Consider the following 14,600-nt stretch of genomic DNA (forward strand, 5'->3'; position numbering starts at 1 on the left):
GCCGCCGATCACGGCCTCGGCTGAGATGGACATCAGATCAGCTCCTTCCTGGCCGCTCCGTCTCCGCAGGCCTGTGTTCGCCAAGTTTGTTGGTGACCTCCAGTTCAGACAACAAAGTCAGGCACCTCTGGCAACGCTTGGCAACGACAGCACTTCCATCCTTGGGAGCTCTGGATAACCTTCCCGAGTGAGTGCTTGCAGGCCACGGGCGATGAGTGAAGCTTCCACGATCGAATCAGTGCTGCATGAACAGCGCGTGTTTGCCCCTCCTACCGATCTTGCCTCCAAGGCCAGTATCGGCAGCATGGAGGCCTATCGGGCTCTGGCAGACGCTGCTGCGCAGGATCCCGATCGCTTCTGGGGAAATGCGGCACGCAAAGAGCTGCACTGGTTTGAGCCTTTTCACACCGTGCTCGATTGGAGTGATGCCCCGTTTGCCAAGTGGTTCGATGGTGGCAAGACCAACCTCGCCTACAACTGTCTCGATCGGCATGTCGATGGCCCCAAGGCCGACAAGACGGCGTTGATCTGGGAGGGGGAGCCTGGTGACGTGCGCCGGTTTACCTATCGCGAGCTGCATGCAGAGGTGTGTCGTGCCGCCAATGCCCTGAAAGGGATGGGCCTTGGCAAGGGTGATCTTGTGGCTCTCTATATGCCAATGATCCCCGAGGCTGCCATCGCCATGTTGGCCTGCGCCCGGATCGGAGCCCCTCACTCGGTGGTGTTTGGGGGCTTTTCCGCCGAAGCCCTTCGTGATCGTCTCATCGATGGTGAGGCCAAAGCGGTGATCACTGCAGATGGTGGATTCCGCAAAGACAAAGCTGTTGCGCTCAAGCCAGCGGTGGATGCGGCCTTGGCCGATGGTGCCTGTCCAAGCGTGCAGTCTGTGCTTGTGGTGCAGCGCACCAAGGATGCAGTGACCATGGCCGAGGGCCGTGATGTTTGGTGGCATGACGTCGTACCTAGTCAGGCCAGTGATTGCCCGGCCGAACCGATGGAGAGCGAAGACCGTCTGTTTGTGCTTTACACCTCTGGCTCCACAGGAAAACCAAAGGGAGTGGTGCACACCACTGCCGGCTACAACCTCTGGGCTCACCTCACCTTCCAGTGGATCTTCGACATCAAAGACGACGACGTCTTCTGGTGCACAGCGGATGTGGGCTGGATCACCGGCCACAGTTACATCGTCTACGGCCCTCTCTCCAATGGCGCCACCAGCGTGATGTATGAGGGGGCTCCGCGTCCTTCCAAGCCGGGAGCCTTCTGGGAGCTGATTCAGAAGCACGGCATCACCATCTTCTACACGGCCCCAACAGCGATCCGTGCCTTCATGAAGAGTGGCCGATCCGTGCCTGATCAGTACGACATGCGCAGCCTGCGCTTGCTTGGCACCGTCGGCGAGCCGATCAATCCCGAGGCCTGGATGTGGTACCGCGACGTGATTGGCGGCCATCGCTGTCCAATCGTTGACACCTGGTGGCAGACCGAAACCGGCGGCGTGATGATTAGTCCACTGCCTGGGGCCACTCCCACCAAGCCGGGATCGGCCACGCTTCCTTTACCTGGCATTCAGGCCGATGTGGTGGATGCCGAAGGCAACAGCGTTGGTGCTGATCAGGGTGGGTACCTGGTCGTTCGTCAGCCCTGGCCAGGGATGATGCGCACTGTGCATGGCAATCCGAAGCGCTTCCGTGAGAGCTACTGGGAGCATCTCAGCCTTGCCGACGGCAGCCGCATCTATTTCGCCGGTGATGGGGCCCGTCGCGACAGTGATGGCTACTTCTGGGTCATGGGCCGGGTGGATGACGTGATCAATGTCTCTGGTCACCGCCTGGGCACGATGGAGATTGAATCCGCTCTGGTCAGCCATCCTGCCGTTGCTGAAGCCGCTGTGGTGGGAAGGCCTGATGATCTCAAGGGCGAGGCCATCGTGGCTTTCGTCACCCTTGAGCTGGGGCGTGAAGGATCTGACGCGCTTGTGGCTGAGCTGAGGGCCCATGTGGGCCAGGAGATCGGTCCGATCGCCAGGCCCGATGAGATCCGCTGCAGTGATGCTCTCCCCAAAACTCGCAGCGGAAAGATCATGCGACGGATTCTTCGGGCTCTCGCCGCCGGAGAAGAAGTGAGTGGAGACACCAGCACCCTGGAGGATCGCTCGGTTCTCGATCGTCTCCGGGCCTGAAGCCTGCAAGGAACAACGTCTGGGATCAGAGGCCGGGAATCTCTGGTCCCATCAGGGCCGGGTCGGGCCATCCTCCTTCGCCGAGCAGGGCATCGCCAATCAGCTGTAGAAGGCTTTTGCCTTGCTTCAGCTCTGTTTTCGCAGACCACTCAATTTCATTGAGCTCCTCGTTCGTTAAGCCCAGGGCGGCCACCAGTTCTCGGTAAGCCGATCGTTCGCCTGCGTTGATGTCTTGTGTGTCTTCGGGGTTGCGTGACACGCCTGCCACCAGGCAGGCAATACGGGCCGCTAGGCAGCGTTCTCCCTCGCTGCTGAGCTGGTCCGCCAGGTGCGCCAGTGTGGGTAGGTTGGCATTGCCGCTCTCTGTGGCTGCCTGAAGCCCAAGGCGTTGGGGAAGCTCCTCAATCATCTTGGCTTCGTCGTCGGAGATGGCCCCGTCGCTCAGGGCAATCACCTGGGCAATCTGAAGCAGGGCAATATCACTTGTGCTCGCCATCACGGCATGTCTGCGATCTCTCAGTCAGCTTATGCGGGGTGAATCGGTTGGATTGCGTGGTTCACCGGGGCTTCTTTTGGTTTCACCAGACCTTCTCCTGTCAGCCCGTCATCATGCTTCCATCAGCCGTCCTCAACCATGAAGGGCAAGTCTCACGTCAGCGATCGCTATCACCACCAGGGCATCCCGACGACGGCGTGCCGCCTTGGCGAGCACGACAGTTCCACCTTTCAGATGTACAGCTCGGGAGGGGAGGATCCGGCTGGATTTCGGATTCAGTATCACCGCTTCGAGCCAGGTAGCAGCCTTCACCCTTTGATTCAGACCGTTCCGCACGTTGCCTTCAAGGTCGACAATCTCGATACTGCGATTGAAGGTGAGCACTTGCTGCTCGATCCTTATGAGCCATTTGAGGGGTTCAAGGTGGCCATGATCGAAGACGATGGTGCCCCAATCGAGCTGATTGAAACGGACCTGAGCGAGGAAGAGATCTGGGGCGAAGCAAAGGCCAATTCGGTGATTTATCCAGAAGCGGTGGTGCCCATCTGCGCCCAGGACGCAATCAGCTGCTGAAGCTGTTCCACCTGTTGTAGCCGTTGCTGGCCCTCAGCCCAGTCTCCAAGGAGCTGTCGCCTCAGCCCTGCGCTAGCCGGTGTGAGGTGATCACCGGCTAGCTGGAGTGTTTCGCTCGCATCATGCGGACGTGACCGCAGCGCTGTCAGCAAACTGCTGCTCTGATCGAGTTCGTCATCCTTGAAACGCACCACCAAATTGGTGGGTTGGTGATAGTGGCGCTCGATCAGTCGCAGCGTTTCCTGCGGACTGGGGCTGAATTCCGTTTTCAGGCCAAGCCTGGTTTCTACGGCGCCGAGCAGGGGAATGGACTGATCGGCGGTGAAATTGTTGAAGCTCAGCGCCACCATGGCCTTGCTGCTTCGGCCGCCATCAGGGGCGAGCAAGTGAAGTTTGCAGCCCAGGCTGTGACCAAGCCGAAGCGATGGATCCAGGCGAGTGCCAAGTCTGTTCAGCAACTGGCGCCGACATTGACGCAGGCTGTCCCAGGCCTGTCTGGCCTGAAGCTGATGGTCCAGCCCAGGCACATAGCTCCAGGCATGGACGGCCAGATTGCGTGAGGCCAGCCCTTCCAGCAACCGGCGATAACTGATCTGCGGTGTGGCGGCCAGATAACTCCCCCCGATGAAATCCACCACGGCGCTGGGTCGGGAGGGCCACAGGCACCAGCAGTCATCCAGCCGGCGCCAAGTGCTCATGCCTTGGTGTGCAGCGACTGCACAATCTGCTGGGCCTGGCGCACATGGGCGGGACCATCGAGCAGGTTGTTGAACACATGACGGATCACGCCGTCCCCATCAATGACATAGGTGACGCGAGAGGGCAGCAGGCCTAGGGTCTTGGGCACTCCGAAGGCGCGGCGCAGGCTCTGATCAGCGTCGCTTAGCAGCGGGAAAGGCAGCTTGTAGCGCTCGGCGAAACGACGATGGCTGATGGCATCGTCGCCACTGACACCCCACACCTGCGCACCGAGTGTCTGCATCTCGCCATGGGAATCCCGGAAGCCGCAAGCTTCTGCGGTGCAGCCTGGAGTGTCGTCTTTCGGATAGAAGAACAGCACCAGGATGGTTCCGTTGCGATCCCCGATGTTGCAGATGTTGCCGTCTTGATCCTCACGGCTGATCGAGGGGGCGCGGTCACCAACAGTGAGAGGCATCTCTTGGGCCTAAACATCGAGACCGCACCCTAGGAATTGGTTGCGAAGGGCGGAGAATGGGAGCAGCTGGGCGATGCATGCGCATGGAGAATCAGTCGGTTCCTGGTCAACTCGACCTGCTGGCCTTCACGGGCGATCCCTCATCCGCTCAGTCCTTGCCAGATCCGCAGCCCGAGACGGTGTCAGCTCCGTTGGCTGAAGGGCAGCCAGAGGCGAACGTGGGGCGGGATCAGGATTCAACACCCGAGACGGTGCCTGCAACTGAACACGATCCGGCGCAGGGCCAGAGCCAAACCACAACAGTGCCCAGCACTCTGCTGATCCTCGATACGGAAACCACGGGCCTCAACCCAGACAGCGATCACTGTGTTGAAGTTGGCGCCATCCTTTTTGACGTCTCAAGCCGGCAGGTGTTGGCACAGCTCTCGTTCTTGTTGCCGGTGCAGGCCAATGCTGCGGAGCCGATCAACCGCATTCCCGCGTTTGTCACCAGCGTGGCTCAGCCCTGGGCAGCGGCACTCCAGTATTTCCAGACCCTGGTTGATGCAGCAGATGTTCTCGTAGCTCACAACGCAGCCTTCGACCGTCAGTGGTTCGGTCGCGGCCACCTGCCGCCGATTTCGAAGCCCTGGTTATGCAGCATGGAGGAGATGCGATGGCCTGCAGACCGTCAGCTTCGCCCCCGGCCATCCGTGCGCGATCTGGCCCTGGCGTATGACATTCCTGTGTGGGCAGCCCATCGGGCCCTCACCGATTGCATCTATCTCGCTGACGTCTTTCGACGCTGTGACGATCTTGAACAACGCTTGGTCCACGGCCTGGAGCCTCGCAGTTTGTTCAAAGCTCAGGTGAGCTACGACGAGCGCCATCTCGCCCGAGACGCTGGTTTCCGCTGGAATGACCCGGTGGCGGGTGCTTGGACGCGTCGACTCAGTGCCAGGGAAGCTGAGGCTCTGAGCTTTGCGGTGCAGAAACTCGACACGACGCTACCGATGGCCTCCTGATCACAGGATTTGCTTTATCAGTTGGAAACCTCCCCGCAGGTTTCGTGCGCTTGCCCATCCAGTCTTCAGGCTGGTGGTATGGCTGCGCTTCCACGCAAAATCCATCGGCTCCGCAAGCCTGCCCAGCATCAAGCTGTGCAGATTGATCTGCCCCGTATGCGCCTGCAGGCATGGCAGCGCGTGCGCACCTGGGCGCGGCTCATCCGTGAAGCCGAGCAGCTTTGGCATGTTGATGTCAGGGAACTGAAGCGTCTTGGTGCTTTGGAGTTATCTCAGCTCCTCGGTGAAATCCCACCATCGCAACGCCTGCGCGTGAATCGATGGTTGAAAGGTTATGCCGCATCCACACGACTCCATTGCAGTGATGAGGAGTCGTCAGGGGCTGAAACGCATCGAGGCGGGTAAAGGCACGGTTAATGGCTGGCACTAAATAATAGCCAGCTCTTAAATTATTCCTAACGACTGTCGTTCTTTACTTTCGCTATTCATTGGTGGCCTATTTCTCTTAAGGCCTGCTATGAGCTTCGCTAAGAAGACTCTGATTTTTTCTTCCCTGCTTGCTCTGGGTGCCGGTATGGCTGCTTCGGCGGCTCCCCGTCTGAATGGCGCCGGCGCAACATTTCCCGCCAAAATGTATCAGCGCTGGTTCGCTGAGCTGGCTAAGTCTGGTGGCCCTAAGGTCAACTACCAGGCAGTAGGTTCCGGTTCCGGACGTAAAGCATTCATTGATCAGACTGTCAATTTCGGTGCATCTGATGACCCGATGAAGGTCACCGATATGGCGAAAGTCAAGCGCGGTGTGGTTCAGATCCCGATGGTTGGCGGCACGATCGCATTTGGTTACAACTATCCCGGCTGCAATCTCAAGCTCACTCAGGAGCAGGCCGTCAAAGTTGCCATGGGGCAAATCAATAACTGGAAGCAGGTGGGATGTAAGCCCGGGAAAATGGTTTGGGTGCACCGTTCCGATGGCTCCGGTACCACCAAGGCTTTCACGAACTCCATGCAGGCCTTCTCTAAGACCTGGACCCTCGGCACTGGTAAGTCGGTGAAGTGGCCCTCGGGTGTGGGTGCCAAGGGCAACTCGGGCGTTGCCGGTGTGATTAAAAACACCAAGGGTGCGATCGGTTACGTCAACCAGTCGTATATCAAAGGCAGTGTGGTTGCTGCGGCTGTCCAGAACAAGTCTGGTGAATACGTCAAGCCCAGTTTTGCTTCCGGAGCCAAGGCATTGAATGGCATCAAGCTTGATGCCAACCTCGCCGGCAAGAACCCAAACCCGACGGCCAAGGGTGCTTACCCGATCGCCACTCTGACTTGGGTGCTGGCTTACAAGACCGGCAATGGCTCGAATACCGCCGCGATCAGGAAGGCCTTCAACTTCATGTTGAGCGACCAAGCGCAAGCGAAGGCTGACGACCTCGGTTTTGTCCCTCTCAAGGGCGCCATCCTCAGCAAGGCCCGTGCTGCTGTGAACAAAATCAGCAAGTGATCTTGGCCTGGGTCCGTCTTTCGAGGCGGGCCTGCATCCATGATCGTTTGGCCTCATTGTTCACTCCCTTGGATGTTTCATCGCTGGGGGGATGAGGCCTTTTTTCTTTGAAGGCATCACCTTAATCAGCTGTTAAGGTGATGCTCTCCTTCCCTTTGCCTAAAAGGTTCAAAGGGGTGATTAACTTCAGTCGAAGTTGAATTCAACGACGTGGTTGCAACACCTTCACGACCCGGCGTTCTCTCCCAAAAGACAACGCCTCAGATGTTGCAATCTGGAGTTTCGAAAAAAAATCAGGTTCATCTGACTGCCGGCAGCTCTATTCCTTTGTTGAGGAACAGCCTCTGGATCGTTGCCAATGGCATGGTCAAACTTGGTGCCGTGACTGAACAGGGCGATGAGTTGCTCCTCGGTCTTGTTGGTCCGAACGAGCCGTTTGGTGAGCCGCTGAGCATGGTGGAAGCCTATGAGGCCATCACACTCACCGATTGCGATCTGATTTGCCTCACGCTCGAGGAGATCGCCCAGTCTTCAGATCTGTCGATGCTGATGGTGAATGCGGTGGCTGCACGTGTGCGTCAGACAGAGTTCATGCTTTCTCTCCTCGGTTTGAGGCGGGTGGAAGATCGCGTGCGTGCCTTCCTCGAGCTGATGGCCCAGGACTACGGGCAGCCTTGCGATCAAGGCCTTCGCGTTGGACTGCGACTTACCCATCAGGAGATCGCAAGTGCCCTCAGTACGACACGAGTGACCGTGACGCGCGTTGTTGGTCAGCTCCGTGATCAGGGCTGGTTGACGCTTGATGCGCAGCGGCATCTGGTGATCACCCATCTGCCGCAGCGCTGATCAACCGTCAGCGGTTCAGCTCCTTTTTGTTGGTTCAGGAAGCGGCAATTCTCAAAAAAAACGCCCCTCACACGAGGAGCGCTTGCCAGATGAGATTGGAACCGAATCGGAGCGGCGGGATTTGAACCCACGACCCCCACTACCCCAAAGTGGTGCGCTACCAAGCTGCGCTACGCCCCGGCAGAACGAAGTTATCACAAGGCATGTCGCCCTCTGTTCCTTCGGCGAATCCGCCGCAGCAAACGTTGGGTAAGAAGGTCGCGAGGGTCGCTGCTGTAACCCCATAGGCGTAGCTGTCGTGCCAGCTGACGTAGCTCCCGAAGGCTCATCGAAGCGAGTTGGAGCTCGGGAAGTGTTCGCCAGGCTCGTGTGGTCATCGGCATGGCAGTCCCGCCTTTGCGGATGTCGATCGACAGAGTCCCTTCGGCGAGCCACTCCGGTATCAGCACCATCAGAACGGCAATCAGCCCATACAGCTCAACCAGTCCCTTCGGAAGGGGATGCAGCTGACGTCGCTGTCGGGGGTCTGGTGGAGCCGACACGGACTGTGTAAACAGCAAAACAGGTGCTTCACCATGGCAGTAACACAGCCGCTTGAGGCGCTGTGGTGGTCAGATCTGAAGGGAGTCTCCGCCTTCGACGCTTGGGCTGCGCCATAGAAGTGGTGGCGCATCGGAGCGACTGGGGCGGAGGCTGAAGGCAAGGCCGATCACCACCAGAAGGGTCAGCAGGATGGCGGTCAACACCACCCAGTCAGGCCAAGCGGGTTTCATGCCAGCGCGATCGGACTGTTGTCCCCACGCAGCACGCAGTGACTAATCGACCAGTCGTAGTACTTCCAGACGCTGGCAGGCAGTTTGTAGGCGCAACCATCGAACTGCTCCAGAAGCACGCCGCTCGGCATGGCGGAGCAATAAGGACGACTTCCTGGTTTGGCTAGGTATTGCTGGTGATACGACTCTGCGGCGAAGAAGGGCTGATCGGCCTTGATCTCCGTTGTGATTGCTCCGAGTCCCCTGTCGTTCAGCCCCTTTTGGTAAGCAGCCTGACTGGCCAGGGCCAGCTGCAGCTGTCGCGCTGTTGTCGTGTAGATCGCCGAGCGGTACTGACTGCCACGGTCGTTGCCTTGTCGGTCCCCTTGGGTGGGGTCGTGGCATTCCCAGAACAGCTTGAGCAGATCACTGAAATCGAGAGCAGGCGTGCTCCAGACCACGCGCACCACCTCGGTGTGGCCGCTACGGCCGCTGCACACCTCGTCGTAGCTGGGGTTGGGGCTGTGACCTCCTGCGTATCCAACAGCGGTCGTCACCACGCCAGGAAGGCGCCAAAAGCCTTTTTCCGCTCCCCAGAAACAGCCGCAGCCGAAGACCACTTCCTCCTGGTCGTCCATCAGCGGGGCATTCAACGACGTGCTCAGCACGGCATGTCGCAGCGGTTCTGCGTTGGGACGCTGAGAAGCTTCGCCGGTCAACCAAGAAGGCAGCATCGAGGCATCGTGAACTGACTCCAGGTTAGGAATCCTGAGCAGGCTGCAGCTGAATGTGATTCAGCAGGGTGGTGACAAAGGCGAAGAGCAGAAAAGGAAGGCTGAGCACCAGAATCAGGCCAACGCCAACCAGGGCAAAGATGGGGCGACTGGAACCCATCAAGCCCAGCCCCGCCGCCAGGCTGACGAAAATAACCGCCATCCAGGCGAGAACCTGGGCATAGATGTCACCGAAGGTGAGGGTGCAACGCACCGCGTATTGGTTGGCGGTGGACATGGTGATGCAACCCTGAAACGGCCTCTTCAGCTAAGCCAGGAATCCGCTATCAGGCCACCGCTTCGAGACGTTCCGAAGCCTGTTCCCGTTCCCAGAGACGTTTATAAAGACCCTCTTCTTGGACCAAGTCGCGGTGATGACCTTGCTGGACCAGGGTTCCTTGTTCGATCACGAGAATCCGATCGCAGGCAGCAGCAGCAGACAGTTGATGGCTGATCATCACGATCGTTCGTTCACGCTGATTGCGGATCGATGCCAAGATCGCTGCGGCAGTGTTGTTGTCCACGCTGGCGAGGGCGTCATCGAGGACCAGCACTGGCGATGTCATCAGCAGGGCTCTTCCTAAGGCGGTGCGTTGGCGCTGGCCGCCACTCAACGTGATTCCACGTTCGCCCACCAGCGTGTCAAAGCCATCGGGGAAGCCGCGGACATCATCCAGCAGGCGAGCCTGCTCGGCAGCCGCCTCCACTCGTGCTGTGTTGGCTTCCGGATCGCCATATCGGAGGTTGTCCGCAAGGCTGCTGGTGAAGAGATACCCCTCCTGGGGCACCAGGGCGATCTGCTGGCGTAGATCGCTGAGTCGCATTGTTGTTAGATCACAGTCATCGAGGAACAGCTGACCCCCGCTCACGTTCACCATGCGACCCAGGGCCCGGGCCAGGGTTGTTTTGCCGCAGCCAACAGGACCCACCACTGCCACCAACTCACCCGGCTCAATCACGAAGGAGAGCTTGGAAAGCGTGTCGCGATCGCTGTCCTCGTAGCGAATGGAAAGTTGTCGGGCTTCGATCCTGCCGAGCACAGGAGTCGACAGTGTTTGAGGTACTTCTGGGTCTGCAATCACCGGTGTGCGCTGGAGGAGTTCCTCAACACGCTCAAGACTCACTTGGCCTGTTTGGAAGGTGTTGAGGGTGAAGCCGAGCAGAGCCGTGGGAAAGACCAGGCGCTCTACATAAAGGATCAGTGCCACCAGGCCACCGATGCTGAGCGTGCCCGCTTCCAGTTGTCCGCTTCCCAGGGCCAGCAGCAAGAGCAGAGAAATAGACGAGATGCCCTCTAAGAGCGGGAACAGCGTGCTTCGCGTACGGGCCAGCCGAATCGCAGCATCGCGGTAGTTGTCGTTTCGAGCTTCGAAGGCTTGTTGCTCTTGGGCTTCCTGGCCGTAGATCTTGATAGCGGCGATGCCAGAGAGGTCTTCTTGGATCAGCTCGCTCAGGCCGGCCAGTTGTTCCTGCTGGCGGCGCTGCTGGCGCATCATCCGCCCTCCAAACAGGCGCACAGTGCCAAGCATCACTGGGTAGAGCGCGATCGCCGCCACGGTGAGTCCAGGATCGATCGCCAGCATCGCCGGGAGGGTGAATGCATAAGCCAGGCCGGTGTTCGTCAGGCTCAGCACGGCACAGCCCAGAAGTCGACGCACGTTTTCCACGTCGCTTGTGGCTCGGCTGATCACCTCTCCGCTGCCTGTTTCCTGCACCCAGCCAGGGTCCTGCCGAAGCATGTGGTCGAACAACCGCTGGCGAAGTTCCACTTCCACCTGCCGGCCAACGCCGAACACCAGCTGCCTGGAAATCAGACGCACCACACCCATCGAGCTCGCCAGCACGACAATCCAGCCGGCCTGACGAAGAACATCGTTAATGGCAAAGCCGTCTTGTAGGTCGTCGATCACCCTCCTCACCTCAAGGGGGATGGTCACGCTCAGCATGTTGACGACCACCAAGGCCACGGCCCCGAGCAGAACCGTGCGCCGATGCGGGCGAAGGTAGCGACCGATCAGATCGAGACGGAAGGCTGCCATCCGTGGGTGAGCGCAGGCAACAACCTAGGCACCGACCCCTGCGGCAAGTGTGGGGCTTGGCCGTTGGCCTAAAGGTTGCGCGTCGGAACCGCTGAAGAGGGCCTGAATCGAGATTTGATGCGCTTCTGGCCAGACGCCATCTTTTAAGGGATATTGGATGGGTCCCCATCACCCGGCCCGGCGTGCTCAGCACCCGGGTTTTTTTCTGTCCACTCATGCCGAATCCATCCGTCTCCTGGCCACAACTGTTGGAACATCTCCTGCAGGGGGGCTCGCTTCGTGAAGACGAAGCCACAGCCTTGATGGAGGCCTGGCTCTCGGAAGCGCTCACACCGGTTCAGACCGGTGCCTTCCTTGTGGCGCTCCGAGCACGGCCTGTGAATGGCACAGAACTTGCGGCCATGGCCCGGGTCTTGCGTCAGGCCTGCCCGTTGCCCTGTGCGAGGCCCAATCTGTTGATGGTGGATACCTGCGGCACCGGTGGTGATGGCGCAGACACCTTCAATATTTCCACTGCGGTGGCTTTGACCGCGGCGGCCTGTGGTGCGGTGGTGGCCAAGCACGGCAATCGCAGCGCCAGCGGCAAGGTGGGATCAGCCGATGTGCTTGAGGGGTTGGGGCTTGACCTGAAGGCTGCTGCCGCCCGGGTGGTGGATGTTCTCCCCAAGGCTGGGGTCACCTTTTTGTTCGCACCTGCCTGGCACCCCGCCCTGGTCAATCTGGCTCCCCTTCGGCGCAGTCTTGGTGTGCGCACAGTGTTCAACCTGCTGGGGCCCCTGGTGAATCCGCTCCAGCCCGATGGCCAGGTTCTGGGCGTTGCCCGCCCCGACCTGCTGGATCCGATGGCGGAAGCTTTGCAGCGTCTGGGTCAGCAGCGAGCCGTTGTGGTGCATGGTGCCGGCGGCCTGGATGAGGCGTCCTTGGCGGGTCCGAATGATCTGCGCATCATCGAGGCCGGCCAGCTCCGTTCCGAGTCGATCACCCCCGCTGATCTGGGCTTGCAGGAGGCGCCGCTATCCGACCTGAAGGGGGGTGATCTTGAGATGAACAAGACGATCCTCCGTGATCTTCTCCAGGGTCGTGGCACTGCAGCGCAGCGGGATGTGGTGGCCTTCAACACTGCTTTGGTGCTCTGGGTTGCTGGTGTTCAAACCGATCTCCGTGCTGGTGCCCAGCAAGCTCTGGCCTGCCTAGAGGAAGGTCGTGCTTGGCAGCGGCTTGAGACCCTCAGCCAGGGGTTGCGCGGCGGCGAGGAACAATAAGAAGACGAACTGTTGTTCCCAGGGTCTGCTTGCCCATGACTTTTGCCACCTCCAAGGCCCCGGCAGTGCTTGTGCTGGCGGATGGCACGGTGTTCCAGGGGCTGGCGTGTGGTCGGCGCGGCAGCGTCGTTGGTGAGGTGGTGTTCAACACCGGCATGACCGGTTACCAGGAAGTGATGACTGATCCCAGCTACTCCGGTCAGCTGGTCACGTTCACCTACCCGGAGCTCGGCAACACGGGGGTGAATGATCAGGATCAGGAGGCTGACCAGCCCCATGCCCTGGGGCTGATTGCTCGTCAGCTGGCTCCGCTCGCTAGCAATTGGCGCTGTAGTCAGAGCCTGCCCGATTGGCTTGATCATCACGGGGTGATCGGTATCCATGGAATCGACACCCGTGCCTTGGTCCGTCACCTGCGCGATGCAGGAGCGATGAATGGGGTGATCAGTTCGGATGGACGTTCGCCTCAGGCTCTGCTCGAAGACCTCAGGTCGGCCCCATCCATGCAGGGCCTAAACCTGGCCGATCGTGTCAGCACAACAGAGGCCTACACCTGGACCAGTCGCTGTGCCGCTGCGTTCGACCAGCGACTCCAGCCTCGCCCCGAGAGTCCTTTTCGCGTTGTGGCGATTGATTTCGGTATTAAACGCGCCATCCTTGATCGCCTCGTGGGCCACGGTTGCGAGGTGATCGTTCTGCCTGCATCCACGACCCTGGATGAGGTGATCCGCCATCAGCCCGAGGGTGTGTTTCTCTCCAATGGACCGGGTGACCCCTCTGCTGTGACCGGAGGTATCGCCCTGGCCAAAGGACTACTGCAGCACAAGAACCTGCCGTTATTCGGGATCTGCCTGGGTCATCAAATTCTCGGCCTGGCGCTGGGGGGGACCACCTTCAAGCTGGCGTTTGGTCATCGCGGCCTCAATCACCCCTGCGGCACCACGGGTCAGGTGGAGATCACGAGTCAGAACCATGGTTTTGCCCTTGATGCCCAGTCATTACCTACCGACAGCGTTGTGGTGACCCACCTCAATCTCAACGACCAGACCGTGGCAGCCATGGCCCATGCCCATCAGCCGGTGTTCGGTGTGCAGTACCACCCTGAGGCCAGCCCTGGTCCCCACGATGCGGACCATCATTTCGCGCGATTTGTTGAGCTGATGGCAGAACGTCGCTGACGGTGGTCCTCCCGCTGCAAGCTCCCTACACTTCGGCACAACGCGCCTGAGGGGGACTGTTTCCATTACTGAACTGCAGCGACTCACCGTTTCTCTCCGCGGTGGCTTCGAGCAGCGTGACAACTGCCTGTTGTTTCACTTCACCGGCCAGTTGGATGCGTATTCCGAGAAGCAATTTCTGACCTACGTCAGTGATGTGCTTAAGGCCAATACCTCTTCATTGGTGATCGATCTCAGCAAGATCGATTTTCTTGATTCCTCCGGACTCGGAGCGATGGTGCAACTGGCCAAGCAGTGCAACGACGCCAAACGCAGCTTTCTTGTGGTGGGCAATGCCCGGGTGGCCCAGACCGTCAAGCTGGTTCGCCTGGAGGAGTTCCTCCATCTCGTTCCCGATTTGGATAGTGCTCTCAGCAAGTTGGCGGCTTGACCGATTGGATTCGATCACAGCAGGGCCGCGGTGGTGCTGCTGAGCTTGGACCTTTACAACTTGCTTGGTTAGGAGATGCTGTTTGGGAGCTGCATCAACGTCTGCGCCATTGCCGCCATCCCGGTCGCTCAGATGATTTGCACCGGGCCGTGGTGGCGGAGGTGAAAGCAGACGCCCAGGCTTCGGTTTTAGACACTCTCGATCCTTTTCTCTCCGATCAGGAAAGGGATCTTGTCCGTCGTGGCCGCAATCGGGCTGGTCGTGGCCCTCGCCGGGGAGAAGGATCTGTGTATGGACGGGCCACGGGATTTGAGACAATGGTTGGCTGGCTCTTTTTGCAGAATCCGGCCCGGCTTGCCGAGCTGTTGGATCGACTGGAGGAGACCGAAAACGACCTGTCATAGCCCTCTGTTTCGT

At 59.5% G+C, this 14,600-nt stretch carries 18 protein-coding genes and 1 tRNA gene; 10 read left to right on the forward strand and 9 right to left on the reverse strand.

The genetic code is table 11. The annotated features are described in order from the left end of the window. Positions 1 to 211: 211 nt before the first annotated feature. Positions 212 to 2,182 (forward strand): acetate--CoA ligase, encoded by a 1,971-nt coding sequence (gene acs / locus DXY10_RS07585; protein ID WP_115018062.1) that lies wholly within the window; start codon positions 212 to 214, stop codon positions 2,180 to 2,182. Between the two features lie 25 nt (positions 2,183 to 2,207). Here acs and DXY10_RS07590 read toward each other — a convergent pair whose 3' ends face one another. Continuing rightward, positions 2,208 to 2,678 carry a TerB family tellurite resistance protein gene (locus tag DXY10_RS07590; protein WP_115018064.1) on the reverse strand — a complete coding sequence of 157 codons (471 nt, stop codon included), beginning with the start codon at positions 2,676 to 2,678 and terminating at the stop codon, positions 2,208 to 2,210. Positions 2,679 to 2,816: 138 nt separating this feature from the next. On the opposite strand from DXY10_RS07590, the gene DXY10_RS07595 reads away from it, so the two are divergent. Beyond that, a complete protein-coding gene (locus tag DXY10_RS07595) occupies positions 2,817 to 3,251 on the forward strand; it encodes a VOC family protein (protein WP_115018066.1) in 435 nt (144 codons plus the stop codon). Here DXY10_RS07595 and DXY10_RS07600 read toward each other — a convergent pair. Both DXY10_RS07600 and DXY10_RS07605 read right to left on the reverse strand, forming a co-directional pair. Continuing rightward, a complete protein-coding gene (locus DXY10_RS07600) occupies positions 3,200 to 3,949 on the reverse strand; it encodes a DUF1350 family protein (protein ID WP_115018079.1) in 750 nt (249 codons plus the stop codon). The genes DXY10_RS07595 and DXY10_RS07600 overlap by 52 nt on opposite strands. Beyond that, positions 3,946 to 4,407 (reverse strand): peroxiredoxin, encoded by a 462-nt coding sequence (locus tag DXY10_RS07605; RefSeq protein WP_115018082.1) that lies wholly within the window; start codon positions 4,405 to 4,407, stop codon positions 3,946 to 3,948. The genes DXY10_RS07600 and DXY10_RS07605 overlap by 4 nt, the downstream gene beginning before the upstream one ends. 83 nt (positions 4,408 to 4,490) lie before the next feature. Here DXY10_RS07605 and DXY10_RS07610 point away from each other — a divergent pair, with 83 nt between their 5' ends. From DXY10_RS07610 to DXY10_RS07625, 4 genes are all read left to right on the forward strand, one after another. Further along, a complete protein-coding gene (locus tag DXY10_RS07610) occupies positions 4,491 to 5,411 on the forward strand; it encodes a 3'-5' exonuclease (protein ID WP_115018252.1) in 921 nt (306 codons plus the stop codon). 78 nt (positions 5,412 to 5,489) lie between these two features. Next, on the forward strand, positions 5,490 to 5,816 hold the full coding sequence (locus DXY10_RS07615) for a hypothetical protein (RefSeq protein ID WP_371411133.1): 327 nt from the start codon (positions 5,490 to 5,492) through the stop codon (positions 5,814 to 5,816). A 112-nt stretch (positions 5,817 to 5,928) separates the two neighbouring features. Beyond that, a complete protein-coding gene (gene pstS, locus DXY10_RS07620) occupies positions 5,929 to 6,903 on the forward strand; it encodes a phosphate ABC transporter substrate-binding protein PstS (RefSeq protein ID WP_115018085.1) in 975 nt (324 codons plus the stop codon). A 264-nt stretch (positions 6,904 to 7,167) separates the two neighbouring features. Beyond that, positions 7,168 to 7,749, forward strand: coding sequence for a Crp/Fnr family transcriptional regulator (locus DXY10_RS07625; protein WP_115018088.1), 582 nt, complete (start codon positions 7,168 to 7,170; stop codon positions 7,747 to 7,749). A gap of 106 nt (positions 7,750 to 7,855) precedes the next feature. On the opposite strand, the gene DXY10_RS07630 is transcribed toward DXY10_RS07625, so the two are convergent. The 6 genes from DXY10_RS07630 to DXY10_RS07650 form a co-directional block, all read right to left on the reverse strand. Continuing rightward, positions 7,856 to 7,929: transfer RNA gene (locus DXY10_RS07630), tRNA-Pro, on the reverse strand. Between the two features lie 14 nt (positions 7,930 to 7,943). Continuing rightward, complete coding sequence (locus DXY10_RS07635; protein WP_115018091.1) at positions 7,944 to 8,291, reverse strand: hypothetical protein; 348 nt, start codon at positions 8,289 to 8,291, stop codon at positions 7,944 to 7,946. A gap of 69 nt (positions 8,292 to 8,360) precedes the next feature. Then, positions 8,361 to 8,522 carry a hypothetical protein gene (locus DXY10_RS14570; RefSeq protein ID WP_170955743.1) on the reverse strand — a complete coding sequence of 54 codons (162 nt, stop codon included), beginning with the start codon at positions 8,520 to 8,522 and terminating at the stop codon, positions 8,361 to 8,363. Continuing rightward, the gene (gene msrA / locus DXY10_RS07640) at positions 8,519 to 9,235 is read right to left on the reverse strand and encodes a peptide-methionine (S)-S-oxide reductase MsrA (protein ID WP_115018094.1); all 717 of its coding nucleotides are present in this window, start codon (positions 9,233 to 9,235) and stop codon (positions 8,519 to 8,521) included. Before msrA ends, DXY10_RS14570 begins: the two co-directional genes overlap by 4 nt. Before the next feature lie 25 nt (positions 9,236 to 9,260). Beyond that, the gene (locus tag DXY10_RS07645) at positions 9,261 to 9,512 is read right to left on the reverse strand and encodes a hypothetical protein (RefSeq protein WP_115018097.1); all 252 of its coding nucleotides are present in this window, start codon (positions 9,510 to 9,512) and stop codon (positions 9,261 to 9,263) included. 49 nt (positions 9,513 to 9,561) lie between these two features. After that, entirely contained in the window at positions 9,562 to 11,313 is a 1,752-nt protein-coding gene (locus DXY10_RS07650; RefSeq protein WP_115018100.1) for an ABC transporter ATP-binding protein, read from the reverse strand. A gap of 215 nt (positions 11,314 to 11,528) precedes the next feature. Here DXY10_RS07650 and trpD point away from each other — a divergent pair, with 215 nt between their 5' ends. The 4 genes from trpD (at position 11,529) to DXY10_RS07670 (ending at position 14,587) form a co-directional block, all read left to right on the forward strand. Continuing rightward, positions 11,529 to 12,575: an anthranilate phosphoribosyltransferase gene (trpD, locus tag DXY10_RS07655; protein ID WP_115018102.1), complete on the forward strand. Its 1,047-nt coding sequence runs from the start codon at positions 11,529 to 11,531 to the stop codon at positions 12,573 to 12,575. Between the two features lie 35 nt (positions 12,576 to 12,610). After that, positions 12,611 to 13,753, forward strand: a complete 1,143-nt coding sequence (carA, locus tag DXY10_RS07660) for a glutamine-hydrolyzing carbamoyl-phosphate synthase small subunit (RefSeq protein ID WP_115018105.1) — start codon at positions 12,611 to 12,613, stop codon at positions 13,751 to 13,753. A gap of 73 nt (positions 13,754 to 13,826) precedes the next feature. After that, a complete protein-coding gene (locus DXY10_RS07665; RefSeq protein ID WP_115018108.1) occupies positions 13,827 to 14,183 on the forward strand; it encodes an STAS domain-containing protein in 357 nt (118 codons plus the stop codon). Then, a complete protein-coding gene (locus DXY10_RS07670; protein ID WP_115018111.1) occupies positions 14,180 to 14,587 on the forward strand; it encodes a ribonuclease III domain-containing protein in 408 nt (135 codons plus the stop codon). Before DXY10_RS07665 ends, DXY10_RS07670 begins: the two co-directional genes overlap by 4 nt. The last annotated feature ends 13 nt before the right edge of the window (positions 14,588 to 14,600 follow it).

It is taken from the genome of Synechococcus sp. UW140, assembly GCF_900474295.1.
GTDB lineage: Bacteria > Cyanobacteriota > Cyanobacteriia > PCC-6307 > Cyanobiaceae > Synechococcus_C.

Excerpts from the sequence above, each read along its gene's own strand:
- acs (WP_115018062.1), top strand. The coding sequence starts at position 212 with ATGAGTGAAGCTTCCACGATCGAATCAGTGCTGCATGAACAGCGCGTG.
- DXY10_RS07590 (WP_115018064.1), bottom strand. The coding sequence starts at position 2,678 with ATGGCGAGCACAAGTGATATTGCCCTGCTTCAGATTGCCCAGGTGATT.
- DXY10_RS07595 (WP_115018066.1), top strand. The coding sequence starts at position 2,817 with ATGAAGGGCAAGTCTCACGTCAGCGATCGCTATCACCACCAGGGCATC.
- DXY10_RS07600 (WP_115018079.1), bottom strand. The coding sequence starts at position 3,949 with ATGAGCACTTGGCGCCGGCTGGATGACTGCTGGTGCCTGTGGCCCTCC.
- DXY10_RS07605 (WP_115018082.1), bottom strand. The coding sequence starts at position 4,407 with ATGCCTCTCACTGTTGGTGACCGCGCCCCCTCGATCAGCCGTGAGGAT.
- DXY10_RS07610 (WP_115018252.1), top strand. The coding sequence starts at position 4,491 with ATGGAGAATCAGTCGGTTCCTGGTCAACTCGACCTGCTGGCCTTCACG.
- DXY10_RS07615 (WP_371411133.1), top strand. The coding sequence starts at position 5,490 with ATGGCTGCGCTTCCACGCAAAATCCATCGGCTCCGCAAGCCTGCCCAG.
- pstS (WP_115018085.1), top strand. The coding sequence starts at position 5,929 with ATGAGCTTCGCTAAGAAGACTCTGATTTTTTCTTCCCTGCTTGCTCTG.
- DXY10_RS07625 (WP_115018088.1), top strand. The coding sequence starts at position 7,168 with ATGTTGCAATCTGGAGTTTCGAAAAAAAATCAGGTTCATCTGACTGCC.
- DXY10_RS14570 (WP_170955743.1), bottom strand. The coding sequence starts at position 8,522 with ATGAAACCCGCTTGGCCTGACTGGGTGGTGTTGACCGCCATCCTGCTG.
- msrA (WP_115018094.1), bottom strand. The coding sequence starts at position 9,235 with ATGCTGCCTTCTTGGTTGACCGGCGAAGCTTCTCAGCGTCCCAACGCA.
- DXY10_RS07645 (WP_115018097.1), bottom strand. The coding sequence starts at position 9,512 with ATGTCCACCGCCAACCAATACGCGGTGCGTTGCACCCTCACCTTCGGT.
- DXY10_RS07650 (WP_115018100.1), bottom strand. The coding sequence starts at position 11,313 with ATGGCAGCCTTCCGTCTCGATCTGATCGGTCGCTACCTTCGCCCGCAT.
- trpD (WP_115018102.1), top strand. The coding sequence starts at position 11,529 with ATGCCGAATCCATCCGTCTCCTGGCCACAACTGTTGGAACATCTCCTG.
- carA (WP_115018105.1), top strand. The coding sequence starts at position 12,611 with ATGACTTTTGCCACCTCCAAGGCCCCGGCAGTGCTTGTGCTGGCGGAT.